The 17,536-nt window shown below is 71.0% G+C and carries 14 protein-coding genes; 10 read left to right on the top strand and 4 right to left on the bottom strand.

The genetic code is table 11. From position 1 onward, the window contains the following. Positions 1-34 precede the first annotated feature (34 nt). Positions 35-1,489, top strand: a complete 1,455-nt coding sequence (locus BCL76_RS35365) for a DNA primase family protein (RefSeq protein WP_375138006.1) — start codon at positions 35-37, stop codon at positions 1,487-1,489. Next, positions 1,486-1,878 (top strand): DUF6009 family protein, encoded by a 393-nt coding sequence (locus tag BCL76_RS35360; RefSeq protein ID WP_109783481.1) that lies wholly within the window; start codon positions 1,486-1,488, stop codon positions 1,876-1,878. Before BCL76_RS35365 ends, BCL76_RS35360 begins: the two co-directional genes overlap by 4 nt. Positions 1,879-2,021: 143 nt before the next feature. On the opposite strand, the gene BCL76_RS35355 is transcribed toward BCL76_RS35360, so the two are convergent. Beyond that, positions 2,022-3,248, bottom strand: coding sequence for a sensor histidine kinase (locus BCL76_RS35355; RefSeq protein ID WP_109783480.1), 1,227 nt, complete (start codon positions 3,246-3,248; stop codon positions 2,022-2,024). 133 nt (positions 3,249-3,381) lie between these two features. Here BCL76_RS35355 and BCL76_RS35350 point away from each other — a divergent pair, with 133 nt between their 5' ends. The 6 genes from BCL76_RS35350 (at position 3,382) to BCL76_RS35325 (ending at position 11,490) form a co-directional block, all read left to right on the top strand. Continuing rightward, on the top strand, positions 3,382-4,293 hold the full coding sequence (locus BCL76_RS35350; RefSeq protein WP_181382875.1) for an ABC transporter ATP-binding protein: 912 nt from the start codon (positions 3,382-3,384) through the stop codon (positions 4,291-4,293). Beyond that, positions 4,290-5,156 carry an ABC transporter permease subunit gene (locus BCL76_RS35345; RefSeq protein WP_109783479.1) on the top strand — a complete coding sequence of 289 codons (867 nt, stop codon included), beginning with the start codon at positions 4,290-4,292 and terminating at the stop codon, positions 5,154-5,156. The genes BCL76_RS35350 and BCL76_RS35345 overlap by 4 nt, the downstream gene beginning before the upstream one ends. A gap of 288 nt (positions 5,157-5,444) precedes the next feature. Continuing rightward, positions 5,445-5,942 (top strand): YbaK/EbsC family protein, encoded by a 498-nt coding sequence (locus BCL76_RS35340; RefSeq protein ID WP_109783478.1) that lies wholly within the window; start codon positions 5,445-5,447, stop codon positions 5,940-5,942. A 305-nt stretch (positions 5,943-6,247) separates the two neighbouring features. Next, entirely contained in the window at positions 6,248-7,831 is a 1,584-nt protein-coding gene (locus BCL76_RS35335; protein WP_109783477.1) for an MBL fold metallo-hydrolase, read from the top strand. 207 nt (positions 7,832-8,038) lie between these two features. After that, positions 8,039-9,058 carry a 4-hydroxyphenylpyruvate dioxygenase gene (gene hppD, locus BCL76_RS35330; RefSeq protein WP_109783476.1) on the top strand — a complete coding sequence of 340 codons (1,020 nt, stop codon included), beginning with the start codon at positions 8,039-8,041 and terminating at the stop codon, positions 9,056-9,058. Continuing rightward, positions 9,055-11,490, top strand: a complete 2,436-nt coding sequence (locus BCL76_RS35325; protein WP_109783475.1) for an aminotransferase class I/II-fold pyridoxal phosphate-dependent enzyme — start codon at positions 9,055-9,057, stop codon at positions 11,488-11,490. Before hppD ends, BCL76_RS35325 begins: the two co-directional genes overlap by 4 nt. A gap of 98 nt (positions 11,491-11,588) precedes the next feature. Here BCL76_RS35325 and BCL76_RS35320 read toward each other — a convergent pair whose 3' ends face one another. Both BCL76_RS35320 and BCL76_RS35315 read right to left on the bottom strand, forming a co-directional pair. Next, the gene (locus tag BCL76_RS35320; RefSeq protein WP_109783474.1) at positions 11,589-12,233 is read right to left on the bottom strand and encodes a GNAT family N-acetyltransferase; all 645 of its coding nucleotides are present in this window, start codon (positions 12,231-12,233) and stop codon (positions 11,589-11,591) included. A gap of 69 nt (positions 12,234-12,302) precedes the next feature. Then, entirely contained in the window at positions 12,303-13,103 is an 801-nt protein-coding gene (locus BCL76_RS35315) for an alpha/beta fold hydrolase (protein ID WP_109783473.1), read from the bottom strand. A gap of 483 nt (positions 13,104-13,586) precedes the next feature. Here BCL76_RS35315 and BCL76_RS35310 point away from each other — a divergent pair, with 483 nt between their 5' ends. After that, positions 13,587-14,555, top strand: coding sequence for a TauD/TfdA family dioxygenase (locus BCL76_RS35310; protein WP_109783472.1), 969 nt, complete (start codon positions 13,587-13,589; stop codon positions 14,553-14,555). A 75-nt stretch (positions 14,556-14,630) separates the two neighbouring features. Here BCL76_RS35310 and BCL76_RS35305 read toward each other — a convergent pair whose 3' ends face one another. Next, positions 14,631-15,821 (bottom strand): cytochrome P450, encoded by a 1,191-nt coding sequence (locus BCL76_RS35305; RefSeq protein ID WP_109783471.1) that lies wholly within the window; start codon positions 15,819-15,821, stop codon positions 14,631-14,633. A gap of 326 nt (positions 15,822-16,147) precedes the next feature. Between BCL76_RS35305 and BCL76_RS35300 the strand changes: the two genes are divergently transcribed. Beyond that, positions 16,148-17,536, top strand: a 1,389-nt coding sequence (locus BCL76_RS35300; RefSeq protein WP_258310100.1) for a condensation domain-containing protein, incomplete at its 3' end; no start/stop codon positions are given.

Raw genomic sequence — 17,536 nt, 5'->3', positions numbered from 1 at the left:
CGGCGTCTTCGACGCACACACCGTCGCCGCCCAGATCCTCGCCCAGTCCGCCACCACCCCCCACCAGGACCCCGGCCCCCTCGCCGCCCACGGCACCGCCGGAGTCACCGACCAAGGCCTCCTCCCCGACACCCTCACCGACCGCGGCAACGCCAAACTCTTCGCCCGCCTCTACGCCCGCGACTACCGCTACGTCCCCGGACTCGGCTGGTACCGCTGGGACGGCTCCCGCTGGCAGGCCGACGAAGAGGAAACGGTCCTGTGGGCCGCGGGCGACCTCGCCGAAACCCTCGCCACCACCGACATCACCGGCCGCCACACCCCCCACACCCTCCTCCAGCACCGCCGCCGCGCCCTGTCCACCACCGGCATCAACGCCATGCTCGTCCAGGCCCGCAGCGCCCCCGGCATGACCCTCAACGCCGCCCTCCTCGACACCGACAGCTACGCCCTGTGCACCCCCGGCGGCATCGTCGACCTGCGCACCGGCCGCACCCGCCTGCCCGACCCCGACAAAGACTTCCACTCCCGCTCCACCACCACAGCCGCCGGCCACATGCCCACACCCCGCTGGCACCGCTTCCTCGCCGACACCTTCGGCGAGGACACCGACGGCCGACGGATGACGGACTTCCTCCAACTGTTACTCGGCTACTCCATCACCGGAGACGTCGGCGGCCAGGTCATGCCCTTCCTCTTCGGAGCCGGAAAGAACGGCAAATCCGTCCTCCTCGACGTCCTGATGAAACTCCTCGGCGACTACGCCGACGCCGCACCACCCGGCTTCCTCATGGCCCGCCCCTACGAAGGACACCCCACCGACCTCGCCGAACTCCACGGCCGCCGCGTCGTCGTCTGCAACGAGGTCCGCCCCGGCGACAAATTCGACGAAGCCCGCGTCAAACTCCTCACCGGAGGCGACCGCATCAAAGCCCGCCGGATGCGCCAGGACTTCTTCTCCTTCCAACCCACCCACAAACTCTGGCTCCTCGGCAACCACCGCCCCGAAGTCGGCACCGGCGGCTTCGCCTTCTGGCGCCGCATGCGACTCATCCCCTTCGAACGCGTCGTCAGCGACGAACGCAAGGTCGACAACCTCGCCGACATCCTCGTCACCGAAGAAGGCCCCGGCATCCTCGGCTGGCTCATCGACGGCGCACGCCGCTACCTCTCCGGCGACCGCGACCTCACCGGCCCCGAACAGATCCGCGTCGCCACCACCTCCTACGCCGAGACCGAGGACCACACAGGCCGCTTCTTCGAAGAACGGTGCACCCTCGGACATCACCACCGCGCCGAACAAGCACGCCTGTACGATGCCTACAAAAAGTGGTGCCAGAGCGAAGGGGCCCCGGCCATCACCTCACGCGCCTTCGCGCAACGCGCACGCGAACTGGCCGGCCTGACCTCACCCAAGGAGATGGTCCTGTCGAACTCGCGAAAGTACTATCCGGGCATCGGTCTGCTCGCCGACGCGGAGGCCCCATGAGCTCCCTGATCACCAACGACGAACTCACCCACGAGCACGACATCGTCTGGCTCGAACCCGTCGACACCCTCGACTACGTACGCCAGTCGCTCGACCGGCTCCCCACCCGCCGCGGCAAACCGCCCTACCACCGCGACGGCCGCATGATCGGCTACGCCACCCTCACCCCCCAGGCCAAGGCCTCACGCGCCTCCGGAACCTTCCTGCGCCGCGTCTTCTGGCTCACACCCAACGACCGCGACACCACCCCCGACGGCCTCTACACCAACTGCACCCCCGCCGAAGCCGTCGACCCCCGCACCGTCAGCGCCCGCGAGAAAGGCCGCAAAACCCCCCGCTCCGAAGGCGACCGGCACGACCGCCCCACACCACCACCACCACCCGCCTAGACCCTCTCTTTCGGACCTCGACGGATTCCGGTCACCAAAGGCCTTCGACCCGGACCCTAGGGTGCAGGCGGGCCTGCGTGGTGAGGGCGGCCGCAAGGGGGCGGGGTCATCGACCGACGATCGGATGATCCGGAAGGGACGCCCTAGCCCCCCGCCGGCCCGCTCCCCCCACACCCCCGCCCCACCGGCAGCGTCGCCGCCACCCGGAAGCCCCCCGACGGCACACCACCCGCCGAGAACTCACCACCCAACAAAGCCACCCGCTCACGCATCCCGATGAGCCCGTACCCCACCCCCACCCGGTCCGAAGGACCCGACCCGCCGTCCGTGACCTCGACCCCCAGCTCACCGGACCCGAAGGCGATCACCACACGGCACGCACCCGTCCCCGCATGCCGGACGACATTCGTGACCGACTCCTGCACGATCCGGAACGCCGCGAGATCCACCTCCTGCGGCAACGGCCGGCGCTCCCCCTCCCAGCACACCTCCACCCGCACCCCCGCACCCCCGGCCTCCGCCGCCAGCCGCTCGACCCCACCCAGCCCCTCCGGCGGATCCAACGGCGCCGCCGCGCCCCCGCCCTCGGCCTCCCGCAGCGCCCCCAGCATCCGGCGCAGCCCCGCCAGCGCCTCACGGCCCGCACCCTCCACCGCCACCATCGCCGCACGCGCCTCATCAGGCCGCGCCTCCACCACCCGCGCCGCCGCCCCCGCCTGCAACGCGATGATCCCGATGCTGTGCGCCACGCTGTCATGCAACTCCCGCGCGATCCGCAGCCGCTCACCGGCCACCGCACCCGCCGCGACCCGCTCGGAGAACTGCCGCCGCACCTCCTCCTCGTACCTACGCGACTGGTGCACCGACCGGCCCGCCAGCCACGCCACCACCACCGTCAGCGCGACATACGGCTCCGACGCCGTCCCCGTCTCCACACCGCTGCCCCACCTCACCCCCGCGAACACACCGAGCACCACCAACGCCGCCCCCGCGACAGGCAACGACACCCGCGGCGCGCGCACCGCCGCCACCAGGGCGACCGCCACGTCCACCGCCAGGAACTGCAGCACCGGCAGCTCGTCGAGCCCCCACGCCCCGGCATACGCAACCGTCCCCGCCAGCAGCAACGCCGATCCCACCCACGGCCGGCGCATCAGCACCGCACACCCGCCCCACGCCGCCGGCACCGCGAACACCAGCAGCAACTGCCCCCGCAACCCGCCCAACGCGTCGGCGACCGGCCGGGGATCAGCACCCCCCACCCCCCGCCCCGACCACACCAACGGAGCCAACGCCGCCAGCGACCACAGACCACCCGCCCACCAACCCGACGGCACCTGACAAAACACAGCACGGTACGAGAAGGACATGAACGGATCGTAACCACGCGGCCCCGCCCGCCGGATCGACCCACCGCCGTACAACCAGGGATGACACCACTGTTCAAACGGTGTCACCCTGGGAGTGATGACGCCCCGCGCGGCCCTCGCCATGATGAAGCACATGATCGAAGCAAGGGAACTCACCAAGCGCTACGGACAGAAGACCGCGGTCGACAGCCTCAGTTTCACCGTCGAACCGGGCCACGTCACCGGCTTCCTCGGCCCCAACGGCGCGGGCAAGAGCACCACCCTGCGCATGATGCTCGGACTGCACCGGCCCACCAGCGGCTCCGTCACCGTCAACGGCCGGCCCTACACCGACCGCGCCCGCGGCATGCGCGACGTGGGAGCCCTGCTCGACGCCCACCACGTCCACGGCGGCCGCACCGCCCGCGCCCACCTCGCCTCCCTTGCCGTCAGCAACCGGCTGCCCCGCCGCCGCATCGACGACGTCCTCGAAGAGGTCGGCCTCGCCGACGCCGGCAACCGCCGCATCGCCGTCTACTCCCTCGGCATGAAGCAACGCCTCGGCATCGCCACCGCACTGCTCGGCGACCCGCCCGTCCTCCTCTTCGACGAGCCCCTCAACGGCCTCGACCCCGAAGGCGTCAAATGGGTCCGCGGCCTCTTCCAGCGCCTCGCCGCCGAAGGACGCACCGTCTTCGTCTCCAGCCATCTCATGTCCGAGATGGAGAACACCGCCGACAGCCTCGTCGTCGTCGGCAGGGGCCGGCTCATCGCCGCCGAGAGCCTCAAGGAATTCGCCGCGCGAGGCACCCAGCGCAGCGTCACCGTCCGCACCCCCAAGGCCGCCGCGCTGCACCCCCTCCTCAGCGACGCCGGCGCCACCGTCGAGACCCACCCCGACGACGCCCTCACCGTCCGCGGCATGAGCGCACCCCACATCGGCGACATCGCCTTCCGCCACATGATCCCTGTCCACGAACTCACCAACAACAACGCATCCCTCGAGTCCGCCTTCATGGAACTGACCGCCGACAGCGTCGAGTACGTGGCAGGAGAAGCCCGATGACCCTCACCTCCACCGCCCCCGCCACCCCCACCGGCACCTCCCGCAAGCCCGACCCCGAGCCCACCCCCCGGGCCCGCTTCACCGACCTCGTCGCATCCGAGTGGATCAAGGTGTGGTCGCTGCGCTCCACCGCGTGGACCATCGCCGTCGGCACCCTCGCCATCATCGGCTTCAACGTCTTCACCACCTACGACGACTACAGCAACTGGCCCGCCTGGAGCGCCCAGGAAAAGGCCGACTTCGCCCCCAACTGGGCCATGCTCGACTCCTTCACCGACGCCGCCCTGCTGTGTCTGCTGCTCATCGCCAGCGCCATGGGCGCACTGAGCGTCGTCGGCGAGTACACCACCGGCCAGATCCGCACCACCTTCACCGCCGTCCCCAACCGCAGCGCCGTCATGGCCGCCAAGGTCGTCGTCGTCGGCGTCGTCACCACCGGACTCGGCCTCCTCGCCGCGGGCGGCTCCTTCTGGTCGACCCAGGCCATCCTGTCCGCACGCCACACCGGCCTCTCCCTGACCGACCCCGGCGTCCTGTCCGCACTCGCCGCCTGCGTCCTGGCCGCCCCCCTCGCCGCCCTCGTCGGCATGGCCGTCGGCACGATCATCCGCTCCAGCGCCGCCACCATGGGAACCAGCTTCGCCCTGCTCCTCCTCGTCCCCATGGGCGTCAGCGACGACCGCTACAGCTCCGCCGTCATCGACCACACCCTGCCCTACAGCGCCTGGACCCGACTGATGCAGCTCGCCGACAAGCCCGCGCACTACCCCTGGTCCGCCGAGGGCGCGTGGAGCGTCTACGCCGTCTGGGCCGTCGTCGCCGCCGCGATCACGATCTTCGCCGTCAAACGCCGCGACCAGTGACACCCGCACCCGCGCACGAAGAAGCCGCTGCCACGCGAAACGGCAGCGGCTTTCCCGTACGCCCACACGCCCACACGCCCGTACGCCCACACGCCCGTACGCCCGTGCACGGCGCCGCCGTCCGGACCCCGGCCTGAACACGTACCGGTCACGCCCCCGGATTTCTAGGATGACGACCACCGCGACCGCCACGGCCGCCACGAGCGGTGCACCCCCGCATGCCGGCGGACACCCCGCAGGAGCACACCCCCCTCCTCCCTTTCCCGCTCCTCTCCTCGCGGAGGCACCGTGCACCCACCCGACGCCTACGAGCGCATCACCGCCCTCCTGACCGCCCGCCCCGACGCGTACCGGATCATCCGGCACCCACCCGAAGGGTCCACCGAGGCCGCCAGCGCACTGCGCGACCACCCCCTGGAACAGGCCGCGAAATCCCTCGTCGTCCGCGTGGCCACCGGCAAACGCTCCCGCCGCTACGTCCTGGCCGTCGTCCCCGGCGACCGCCGGGTCGACCTCACCGCCCTCGCCGCCCGCTACGGCGGGCGCGCCGCCAACTTCGCCGAACGGACCGTCGCCGAACGCCTCACCCGCAGCGTCAGCGGCTCCATCGCCCCCTTCGCCTTCAGCCGCGAACTCGACCTCCTCGTCGACGACGGCCTGCTCGTCCACGACGAGATCTACTTCAACGCCGGACGCCTCGACCTGTCCGTCGCCCTCGCCGTACCCGACTACCTCGAAGTCGCCATGCCTGCCGTGGCACCCATCGCCGCACCCGTGGCGGCCTGAGAACCACCCCCCACCGGTGTTCAACCGCCACCACCACCGCGGTTGAACACCCCCACCCAGGGGGACAGGGGGACACCGGCGTACCCCGGCGCACCCCCGATTCGACCGCCTGTTCAACCCGCCACCACCCGGCGCGTATTGATCGTCACCCGCACCGCCGGTCATTCTGCTGCGGCAGGCACGTCCGAAAACACACCCGGCGTCCCCGCACTCCTTCTCCTTTTCTCACGGTCCGCTGTGCGTCACGGGCATGCGCGTGCCCCCAGGCGGTCCTCTTCCTTGGCTCTCCTGGAGGGAAAGCACCCATGGCTGACGAACAGCTGTACCTGCGGTCGAAGGCGATCATTGAGCCGCTCGTGGACCGCTTCTTCGCCTGGCCCTACACGATCGCGCCGGTCCAGGCCGCGATGAACCTGGCCTTCCTCCAGGTCCCGCTCCTCGAGTCCTACCTGCAGTCCCCGCAGGTCCACGTCGCGGCCAGCAACAACCCCGAGCTCCGCGGCGGCTACTTCATCAACATCCCCGAGGAGCGCGCCGACGAGGTGCGCGACCTGCTCGCCACCATCAAGCGCGACCGCGCCGACATGCTCCGCTTCGCCCACGCCATAGCCGCCGGCCAGGAGATCCTGCGCGCCAACGCGACCGGCTTCGACCTGACCCCGCTCTACCCGAAGCTCCCCACCGAGCTCGCCGGCCTCGTCGAGCTCGCCTACGACACCGACAACCAGGCGCAGATGCGCTTCCTCGAGCCGGTCGTCTACAAGAGCGACGTCTACCAGGAGCAGCGCCAGTCGGTGCAGCTCTCCCTGGAGACGGGCATCGAGCGCCCGTTCATCCTCAGCACCCCGCGCCTGCCCTCGCCCGACGTCCTCGAGCTGCAGATCCCCTTCCGCCACGAAGGCCTCGCCGAGCTCTTCAAGAGCCGCGTCCACCCCACGACCCTCGCGCACCTGCGCGACGCGCTCGGCCTGGACGACGCGCAGACCGCGCAGCTGCGGACCCTGCTCACCGACAAGCCGAGCCTGTCCGAGGACCGCCACATCGAAAGCGGCGGCCGCATCCGCTACTTCGGGCACGCCTGCCTCGTCCTGCAGACACCCGAGGCCGCCATCGTCACCGACCCGTTCATCAGCGCGGACAGCGACAAGACGGACCGGTACACGCTGGACGACCTGCCCGACTACATCGACCTCGTCCTCATCACCCACGGCCACCAGGACCACATCGTCCTGGAGACGCTGCTGCAGCTGCGCGGCCGGCTCGGCGCCATCGTCGTCCCGCGCTCCTCGCGGGGCAACCTCGCCGACCCCTCCATGGCGCTGATGCTCCGCAACCAGGGCTTCACCGTCATCGAGGTCGACGACTTCGACGAGGTGCCCTTCCCCGGCGGCAAGATCACCGCCACCCCGTTCCTCGGCGAGCACTGCGACCTCGACATCCGCGCCAAGTCCACCTACTGGGCGGAACTGGCCGGCAAGAAGGTCTTCATCGGCGCCGACTCCTCCGGCATCGAGCCGGCCCTCTACCGCTACATGACGGACCACCTCGGCCGGGCCGACATCGCCTTCCTCGGCATGGAGTGCGACGGCGCGCCGCTGACCTGGCTCTACCAGGCGCTGCTGACCATCCCGGTCACCAAGAAGATGAGCAACTCCCGCAAGCTCTCCGGCTCCAACGCCGAGCAGGCCGCCGCGATCATGACCGAGCTCGGCGCCAAGGAGGCCTACGTCTACGCGATGGGCGAGGAGGACTGGCTCGGACACGTCATGGCGACCACGTACACGGAGGACACCTACCAGATCAAGCAGATCGAGGAGTTCCTGACCTGGTGCAAGGAGCGCGACATCCCCGCCGGCCACCTCTTCAAGCAGCAGGAGTGGCGCTGGTGACCCGCCCGCCCGGCCCCCACCCGGCCGGAACCGGTCCCCGACGCCCGTCCGACCCGGACCGCATCCCCACCTGAGCGCATCCGACCCCGACCGCAACCGAACCCGATCGAGCACGGCCCGGCGCGGGGCACCCAGGCACAGCCCAGGGTGTCCCGCCCGGCCGTCGACACACACGTCACACCGCATCCGCCTTGAGGAGGCCGCTCCATGGTCGTGCAGGACATCGCGTACGTAGAGCTGTTCACCAAGGACAAACGCTCGACCACCGACTACTTCGTCTCCGCCCTCGGCTTCACCCGGGTCGCCGACTCCGTCGAGGTCGACCGCAGTTCCATCCTGCTGCGACAGGGCGACGTCCAGGTCGTCGTCACCACCGGCCGAGCCACCTGGAAGTTCTGTGACGAACACGGCGACGGCATCGCCGACATCGCCATGACCTGCGACGACGTCACCGCCACCCGCGACGCGGCCCTGCGCGCCGGCGCCAGGACCGAGACCTCCCCCCGCGGCGACACCGTCGTCAGCGGCTTCGGCGACGTCGTCCACACCCTCGTCCCCGCACCCGCTTCCGCCGCCGACCGGCTGCCACCGCGCCGCACCTGGGTCCCCCTCGACGGACCGCACCACCCGCCCGGCCGCGTGCAGTCCCTCGACCACATAGCCGTCTGCCTCTCCGGCGGCACCCTCGACCCGTACGCGCGCTTCTACCAGGACGGCTTCGGCCTCGACCGCTTCTACTCGGAGTACGTCAGCGTCGGCGACCAGGCGATGGACTCCATCGTCGTCCGCAACCCCCGCGGCGGCGTCACCTTCACCCTCGTCGCACCGGACCCCGGCAAGCACACCGGCCAGCTCGACGCGTTCCTCGAACGCAACGGCGGCCCCGGCGTCCAACACCTCGCCTTCCTCGTCGACGACATCATCCCGGCCGTACGGGAGTGCAAGCAGCGCGGCGTCGACTTCCTCACCACCCCCGACGCCTACTACGACGTCCTCGCCGACCGCTTCCCCGACCTGCGGGCCATCGTCGGCGAACTCCGCGACACCCAGGTCCTCGCCGACCGCGACGAATGGGGACACCTGCTGCAGCTGTTCAGCCGCTCCCCGCACGAACGCAACACCCTCTTCTACGAACTGATCCAGCGCCAGGGATCGCGCGGCTTCGGCAGCTCCAACATCCGCGCCCTGTACGAAGCGGTGGAACGCGAGCGGCTGACCGCCGGATGAGCCCCGCAGACCGCCCACCCACCGCCGCCGACCGTCCGCTGACCCTGGCCGACTACGCGACGGCGGCGCGGCCGCGCTTCACGCCGGCCGTCAAGGACTTCCTGGAAGGCGGCGCGGGCGACGAACGCACCCTCGCCGCCAACACCGCCGCCTTCGACGCCGTCCACCTGCACCCACGCGTCCTGGCCGGACACCAGGCACCGGACACCACGACCCGGATCCTGGGCCGCGACTGGGCGGCCCCCCTCGCGATCGCCCCGATGGCCTACCACGCCCTGGCCCACCCCGAGGGCGAGGTCGCCACCGCCCGCGGCGCGGGGGCCGCGGGCGTCCCGCTGACCGTCAGCACCTTCGCCGGCCGCACCTTCGAGGACATCGCCGCCGCCGCCACCTCCCCGCTGTGGCTGCAGGTGTACTGCTTCCGCGACCGGGGCGTCACCCGGACGCTGATCGAACGCGCCGAACGGGCCGGCTTCGAAGCCCTCGTACTGACCGTCGACGCGCCACGCCTCGGCCGCCGGCTGCGCGACCTGCGCAACGGCTTCGAACTCCCCGAAGGCATCGCACCCGCCAACCTCACCGGCGACGGATTCCACTCGCCCGGCGCACACGCGCTCGCCGAGTTCGACCCCGCCCTGGACTGGTCCGTCCTCGCCTGGCTGCGCACCGTCAGCTCCCTGCCGATCCTCCTCAAAGGCGTCCTCACCGCGCAGGACGCCCGGCGGGCCACCGCCGAGGGCGCGCAGGGCATCGTCGTCTCCAACCACGGCGGACGCCAGCTCGACGGGGCCCCGGCCACCCTCACCGCGCTGCCCGCCGTCGCCGAGGCCGTCGACCGTGCCTGCCCCGTCCTCCTCGACGGCGGCGTACGCCGGGGCACCGACGTCCTGACCGCGCTCGCGCTCGGCGCCGATGCCGTCCTCCTGGGCCGGCCCGCCCTGCACGGACTGGCCGTCGCCGGAGCCGACGGCGTTGCCGACGTGCTCGGCATCGTCCGCGACGAACTGACCGACGCCATGGCCCTGACCGGCACCGGGACGGTGACGGACGCGGGCCCCGCCCTCGTGACCCCCGCCCTCCTGACGGCCGGGCCCGCTCACGTCAGGCCCCCCGTCGCCGCTCCCGCCGGCACCGGGCTGCGGACGCGGGACCTCCACGCCAGCGTCTCGGACCCCGTCCTGGACACGATGAACTTCCTCAACGAGATCACCACCCGCTACCCCGACGCCGTCTCCTTCGCACCCGGACGCCCCTACGAGGGCTTCTTCGACACCGAGCAGATCTTCACCTACCTGCGCCACTACGTGGACCACCTGCACCAGCAGGGCAGCACACCCGAGCAGATACGCACGACGCTCTTCCAGTACGGGCCCACGAGCGGACACATCCGCGAGCTGATCGCCGACTCGCTGCGCAAGGACGAGGGCATCGACGTCCCGCCGGAGGCCGTCGTGGTCACCGTCGGCGCCCAGGAGGCGATGCTGCTCGCCGTCCGCGCGCTGATCACCGGCCCCGACGACGTCCTGCTGGCCTCCAGCCCCTGCTACGTCGGTATCACGGGCGCCGCCCGGCTCCTCGACATCACCCCCGTCGCCGTCGAGGAGGACGAGGACGGCGTACGGGTCGACCGCCTCGCCGCCGCGATCGACGCCGAACGCGCCCGGGGCCGCAGGCCCCGCGCCTTCTACGTCATCCCCGACCACTCCAACCCCTCCGGCGCCACCCTGTCCCTCAAGGCACGCCAGGAACTGCTCGACCTCGCCGAACGCGAGGACATCCTCCTCCTGGAGGACAGCCCCTACCGGCTGGTCAGCCCGGGGGAGCGGCTCCCGACGCTGAAGGCACTGGACCGCAACCACCGCGTGGTGCACATCGGTTCGCTCTCCAAGACGCTGTTCCCCGGTGCCCGCGTCGGGTTCGCCGTCGCCGACCAGCCCGTCACCGACGAAACGGGCCGCACCACGGTCCTCGCCGACGCGCTCAGCAAGATCAAGTCGATGGTGACGGTCAACACCTCGCCGATCAGCCAGGCCCTGGTGGCCGGCATGCTGCTCACGGCGGACGGCCGGGCCGGCGCACTCAACACGGCCACCGCCGCCTACTACGGGGACGCGATGCGCGTCACTCTCGACGCCCTCGAGGACGCCTTCCCGCCGCAGGAGCGCACCGCGCTCGGCGTGCGCTGGAACGAACCGGGCGGAGGCTTCTTCCTCTCCCTCACCGTTCCCTTCCGCACCGACGAGGCCGCACTCACCCAGGCGGCCGAGGAGTTCGGCGTCATCTGGACCCCCATGGCGTACTTCCACCCCCAAGGAGGCGGCGAACACGCCCTGCGGCTCTCCGTCAGCTACCTGACGCACGAGCAGATCAAGGACGGCATCGGCCGCCTGGCCCGCTTCACCAGAGCCAGGGCCGCGACGGACCGACGATGAGGGACGGCGGTGGCCCCCTCCCCTGTGGGGAGGGGGCCACCGCCGTCCCTCATCGGGTCCGACGCAGTCCGACGCTGTCCGAGGGACTGCGCACGGGCTCAGTGGTCGCCCACCGGCACCTGCCGCGGATCCCGGGCCAGCGGCCACGGAGCCATCCGCGGATCGGGGATCGGCTTGGCATCGGTCCGCGCCTCCGCCGTCTCGAAACCCCGCGCGAGATAGTTCCGCACGGCATGACGGTGATCCAGCGTGCTCGTCCGCAGATACACGTACCGCGCGGGAAGCGCCTCGGGCCCGCCCCACTCCACACCACCGCGCCAAGCCCGTTCCACGCAGGCCGTCAGCAGGACGCCGCCCAGGCCACGCCCGTAGAACTGGGGCAGCAGCCCGAACAGCACCACCTCCACCCCGCCGTCCGGCTGCGCCTCCAGCTCGAAGAAGCCCGCCACCGTGCCCTGCACCGTGGCGATCCACGTCGCCACCGACGGCCGGTGCACCCAAGCGCGCCACGTCTCGTGGCTCCACGAGAAACGGTCCGTCCAACACACGTGGGACCCGACGGCCGCGTACAGGGCCCGGCTCAGATCGACCGACGGCACCTGCGAACGCTCCACCCGCATCTCGGTCTGCGACCGGGCCGGCCTCAGCTGCTCGGGCGAGGACATCCGCAGCGTCCACGTCGTGACGTCCTGCCGGACGATCTTCGCCCCGGGACCCGGATCGACGTGCTCAGGCTGGTTCATGGCGCGGCCTTACGTGAAAGGGGCGGAAGAAGAAGGACGGGCGGGGCGGGTGGCGGCGCGCGCCCGAGGTCAGTGCTTGTCGAGGAACTCGATGATCGCGTCGTTCACGGCCCGCGGACGCTCCAGGTTCCCCAGATGCCCGCAGTCCGCGATCTCCACGTGGTCGCACCCGGGAATGGCGTCAGCCACCTCGGCCACCAGATGCGGAGGGCAGATGAGGTCGTCCGAGAAGGCGATCGTGCGGCACGGGACCCCGATGGAACGCAGCACCCCGCGCCGGTCGCCGGCCCGGTCGACGCCGGCCTGCCCGCCACCGCCGACGCCACCGCCGGTCAGCTCGAAGATCTCCAGCCAACTCCGCGCCGACGTGTCGTCGTTGAGCGTGGCGGGGGAGAGCATCTCCAGGACGGTCCGCATCGCCTCGTACTTCGGTGGCAGCCGCACCCCGCTCTCCCGCAGCGCGAGATCCGCCTCGGTCAGCGCCCGCCGGGTCGCGTCCGAGCGCGCACGGGTGGCGATGAGCACGGCAGAGCGCACCAGGTGCGGATACTGCGCCGCCAGCTCCTGCGCGATCATCGCGCCCATCGACGTACCGACGATCCGGCAGGGACCGATCCCCAGAGCCTCGATCAGGCCCTTGGTGTCGGCCACCATGTCGGCCAGCGTGTACATGCCCTCGGGCGCGTCGGAGGCGCCGATGCCCCGATTGTCGAAGATCACCGTCTCGTAGCCGGCCGCGTTGATCGCCGGTGTCTGGTGCGTCGTCCACACGTGCCCGGCGGCGCCCGAGCCCATGACGAGCAGCACCGGCTCGCCGCTGCCCTGACGCCGGTAGGAGAGCCGGATCCCGTTGGAGGTCACATACGGCATGACATGCCTCCGGTCACAGTCTCGGTGCGCAAGGGGAACTCCAGGTCGTCCGGGACGAAGTCGTCGCAGTCAGCGGGCACAAGAGGCAGCGCGGGACGTCACCGGCCGCGGCGGCACGGCCATGCCGCACACCGCGCGTACGGCGCCGGCCACAGCGGGGCGGCCACCCGGGGCCACGGCCCCCGGCCGTGCCGGACGGTCCACCATGACACCGCCACGACCCGCCGATCAACGCCGTTCAACGAAGACGACCGCGCGGTTGAACAGCGCGTTGACCCGCACCGGTGGGCCGCGCTCATAGTGGGCGTCCGGCCGCGCCCGTCGGGCGGCCCGCAGCGGCCGGAGCCGGGGCCCTGGCCCCGCGCGGCTCCCGGCCCCGCCTTCGACAGACCCCCGCCCGGCGGGGCCCGGGAGCACGGCCCGCCCCACCGCCCCGACGACGCCCGGTCACGCGTATCGAGTCAGGAGCCGAGGAGCCCAGCCATGAGCGACACCACAACGAGCACCAGCACACCCGTCACCGGCACCGCCTGGAGCCCGCTCGTCGTACGCCCCGAGGGCGGTCCGACCGGCGCCGAAGGAGTACGCGACCGGCTGGCGGCCCTCGGGGACCCCGGGGACCTCCTCGCACGCGAGAAAGCACTGGTCTTCCGGGACTTCGACGTGCCCGAAGAGGACGTCGAGACGGTGATGGACCTGCTGCTGCCCAACCGGCTCGGCTACCTGCACGGCACCTCGCCCCGCACGCAGCTCGGCGGCAACCTCTACACGTCGACCGAGTACCCCCAGCACATGACGATCGCGATGCACAGCGAACTGTCGTACAGCCACCGGTGGCCCGAGCGGCTCTTCTTCTACTGCGCCACCACCCCCGGAGGCGGCGGCGCCACACCCGTCGCCGACGGCGCGCGCTGGCTCGCCGCCCTGGACGCCGAGGTCCGCGAGGCCTTCGCCGGCGGCATCCGCTACACCCAGAACCTGCACGACGGCATGGGCCTCGGCCGCAGCTGGCGCCAGACGTTCGAGACCGACGACCGCGCCGAGGTCGAAGCCTTCCTCAAGGCGGGGGAGTTCACCTGGCACTGGGACACCGACGGCGGCCTGCGCATGACCAGCCCCGTCCGCCCCGCCACCGTCCGGCACCCCGTCACCGGCACCGAGGTCTGGTTCAACCAGGCCGACCACTTCCACCCCGCCGCCCTCGGCGACGAGACCGCCCGCGAACTGGCACAGATCCTGCCCCCCGAGGAACTGCCCCAGTCCGTCACCTTCGCCGACGGCAGCCCCATCCCCGACGCGTACATCCTCCACATCCACGACCGCGGCCTGAAGACGGCCGTCGACGTGGACTGGCGCAAGGGCGACCTCATGGTCATCGACAACGTCGCCACCGCCCACGGCCGACGCCCCTACACCGGCGACCGCAGGGTCCTGGTCGCCATGTCCGGCTGACCCCCACGCACACACACGCGCACACGCGAGCGGGGCGCCCACCTCCACGGTGGGCGCCCCGCTCGTATACGCGGTTCAGGAGGCCTTCAGGCGCACCGGAAGCAGCTCGGGACCGTTCACGACGATCGAATCCAGCAGCTTCGGCTCACCGTCCAGCTCGATGCGCACCCCCCGCTTCACCAACTCACCGTACAGAAGCCGCAGTTCCACCCGCGCCAGCATGCTGCCCAGACAGAAGTGCTCACCGAACCCCAGCGACAGATGACGGTTGGGGGAGCGCCGCACGTCGAACACGTCCGGTGCGTCGAACACCGTCTCGTCCCGGTTCGCCGACGGCAGCCAGAACACCACCTTGTCGCCGGCCTCGATCCGCCGGTCATGGATCCGCACCGGCCTCACGGCCGTACGCATGATGTGCGTGGCCGTCGACGTCCAGCGCAGCACCTCCTCGACCGCGGACGGCAGCAGCGCCGGATCCCCACGCACCGCACTCCACTGCTCCGGATGCTCCAGGAGCGCGAGCATCCCCCCGGCCGCGGCGATCCGGGTGTTCTCCGTACCGCCGACCAGCAGGTTGTCGCAGTTCAGGATCACGTCGTCGGGACTCAGCCGCTCACCGTCCACCACCGCCGTCGCCAGGACGCTCACCAGGTCGTCCCCCGGGTTGCGCGCCTTGTCGGCCTGCAGGGTCTCGAAGTACCCCAGGATGTCCAGGTGCGCGAAGCGCCGCGCGAGCGGATCGCCCGCCGCGAACGCCTGGCTCGTCAGGTCGTACAGACGCTCCCAGTCCGACTCGGGCACCCCCATCATCCGGCAGATCACATAGAGCGGGATCCGGGCCGCGACATCGGCGACGAAGTCACAACTGCCCCGCTCCAGCGCCGCCTCGACCACCCCTTCGGCGATCGACGCCATCTCCGCCTCCAGCGAGCGGACCGAGCGGACGGCGAACCAGCCGTCGACCAGGCCCCGCAGCTGCTTGTGACGGGGCGCGTCGGTGAGGGCCAGCGTCCGCCCACCGCCCGGGTCCGCCCCGTGCTCGGCCGGCCGCAGCAGGATCCCCTGCGCCGAACTGAACGTCTCCGCGTCCCGGTAAGCCGTACGGATGTCCTCGTAACGCGTCAGGGACCAGAAACCCGGAAGCTCCCCCGGCCGGTGCCAGTGCACCGGATCGTTGGCACGCAGCCAGGCCCATTGCGAAAAAGGATCGCCACGGGAATAGAGTTCCGGATCCACCAGATCGATGTGCGGCGCTGAATCGGGCATACGGGTGCCTCGCAGTGAAAGCGGGAAGGGGAGAGAAGCCATAGGCGCCATTCACCGTCCCAAAAGTCGCCGCACCCCGTCAAGCTCCGCCCCTGACCTGTGAAGCAGCCGTTCAACTGCCCTTCCCACACAGTTGAACGCACCCCCGACGTACGTTGATCCGCCACCGGGGCTCGGTCATAGTGGGTCGCCGCGCCAATGCTCGATGAAGACGAATTCTCAGGTCGCAGCTTTGTTCAACAGGAGCTGGGCGGTCATGCGCGTGCCCCGGTTGAGGCAGCCCGTGCTGTTCCAGTCGACGATTCAAACGATTGGAGTGCGTGGGCATGACCAAGAACGAGGGCGAGTTCATCGAATTGATGGGCGGACAGCTCGGCATCTGGTATGCACAGCAGCTCGCCCCCGAAAACCGGTCATTCTTTCTCGCCGAGTACATCGAGATCCACGGACCCGTCGACCACGCCCTGCTCCTGCGCGCGGCCGAACTGCGGATCCGCGAGACCGAGACGGTACGCCTGCGCCTGAAGACCGTCGACGGCACCCCCGTCCAATACCTCCACGACGCAGCCGACTACCCCGTGCAGGCCGTCGACCTCAGCGGCGAGAGGGACCCCCGCGCCGCCGCCCGCGCCTGGATGGACGCCGACCTGCGCACTCCCGCCGAACTCGACGGCGGAGCGCTCCACAACGCCGCGATCATCACGCTGGACGAGGAACTCCACTACTGGTACATCCGCGTCCACCACCTCGTCTTCGACGGCCAGAGCGGCGTCGTCGCCGCCGCCCGCGGCGCCGAGATCTACGCCGCCCTCCTCGAAGGCCGCGACCCCGCCGAAGGCGCGCTCGCCCCCTTCTCCGTCCTGCACGAGGACGACCGCGCCTACCGCACCTCCGCGCAGTACGAACAGGACCGGCTCTACTGGCTCGACCGCCTCGCCGGCCACCCCGCCCTGGACGGAGGCGACGCCTACAAGTCCCGCCGCGCCCAGCACGCCCCGCTGCGGCACACCGACGGCATCGACACCGACGCGGCCGACAGCCTCAAGCACGGCGCACGCCGCCTCAGAACCAGCTTCCCCGGCCTCATGATCGCCGCCGCCGCGCTCTACCAGCACCGGGTCAGCGGCGAACAGGAGATCACCGTCGGCCTGCCCGTACGCGCCCGAGGCGACCGCCACACACTCACCGTCCCCGGCATGACCTCCAACATCCTGCCCCTGCGCCTGAGCATCGGCCCCCGGACCACGGTCGAGGACCTCGTACGCCAGACCTCCCACGCCGTCCGCGAGGGAATGAAGCACCAGCGCTACCGCTACCGCGACATGCTCGGCGACCTCAAGATCACCGACGGCGACCTGTGCGGCCTCCACATCAACGTGATGGCTTTCGACTACGACCTGCGGTTCGGCACCTGCCCCACCGTGACCCACAACCTGTCCACCGGCCCCGTCGACAACCTCCGCATCGACATCTACGACCGCGGCGGCATGCAGATCAACATCGACGCCAACCCCGACGCCCACGACCTCGACGCGGCCGCCGCCCTCTCACGCCACTACCTCAACGTCGCCACCTGGCTGGCCCACGCCGAACCCACCGCCCTCGCCGCCCACGCCGACCTCCTCGACGAGGGGGAGCGGGGTCGGGTGTTGGTGGAGTGGAACGACACGGCCGCGGAGCGGGTTCCGGGTTCGTTGGTGGATCTGTTCGAGGCG

Origin of the sequence: Streptomyces sp. CG 926, assembly GCF_003148825.1 — a bacterium.
GTDB lineage: Bacteria > Actinomycetota > Actinomycetes > Streptomycetales > Streptomycetaceae > Streptomyces.
Note: the sequence above shows the minus strand (reverse complement) of the source record. Positions and strands in the feature narration are given on the sequence as shown.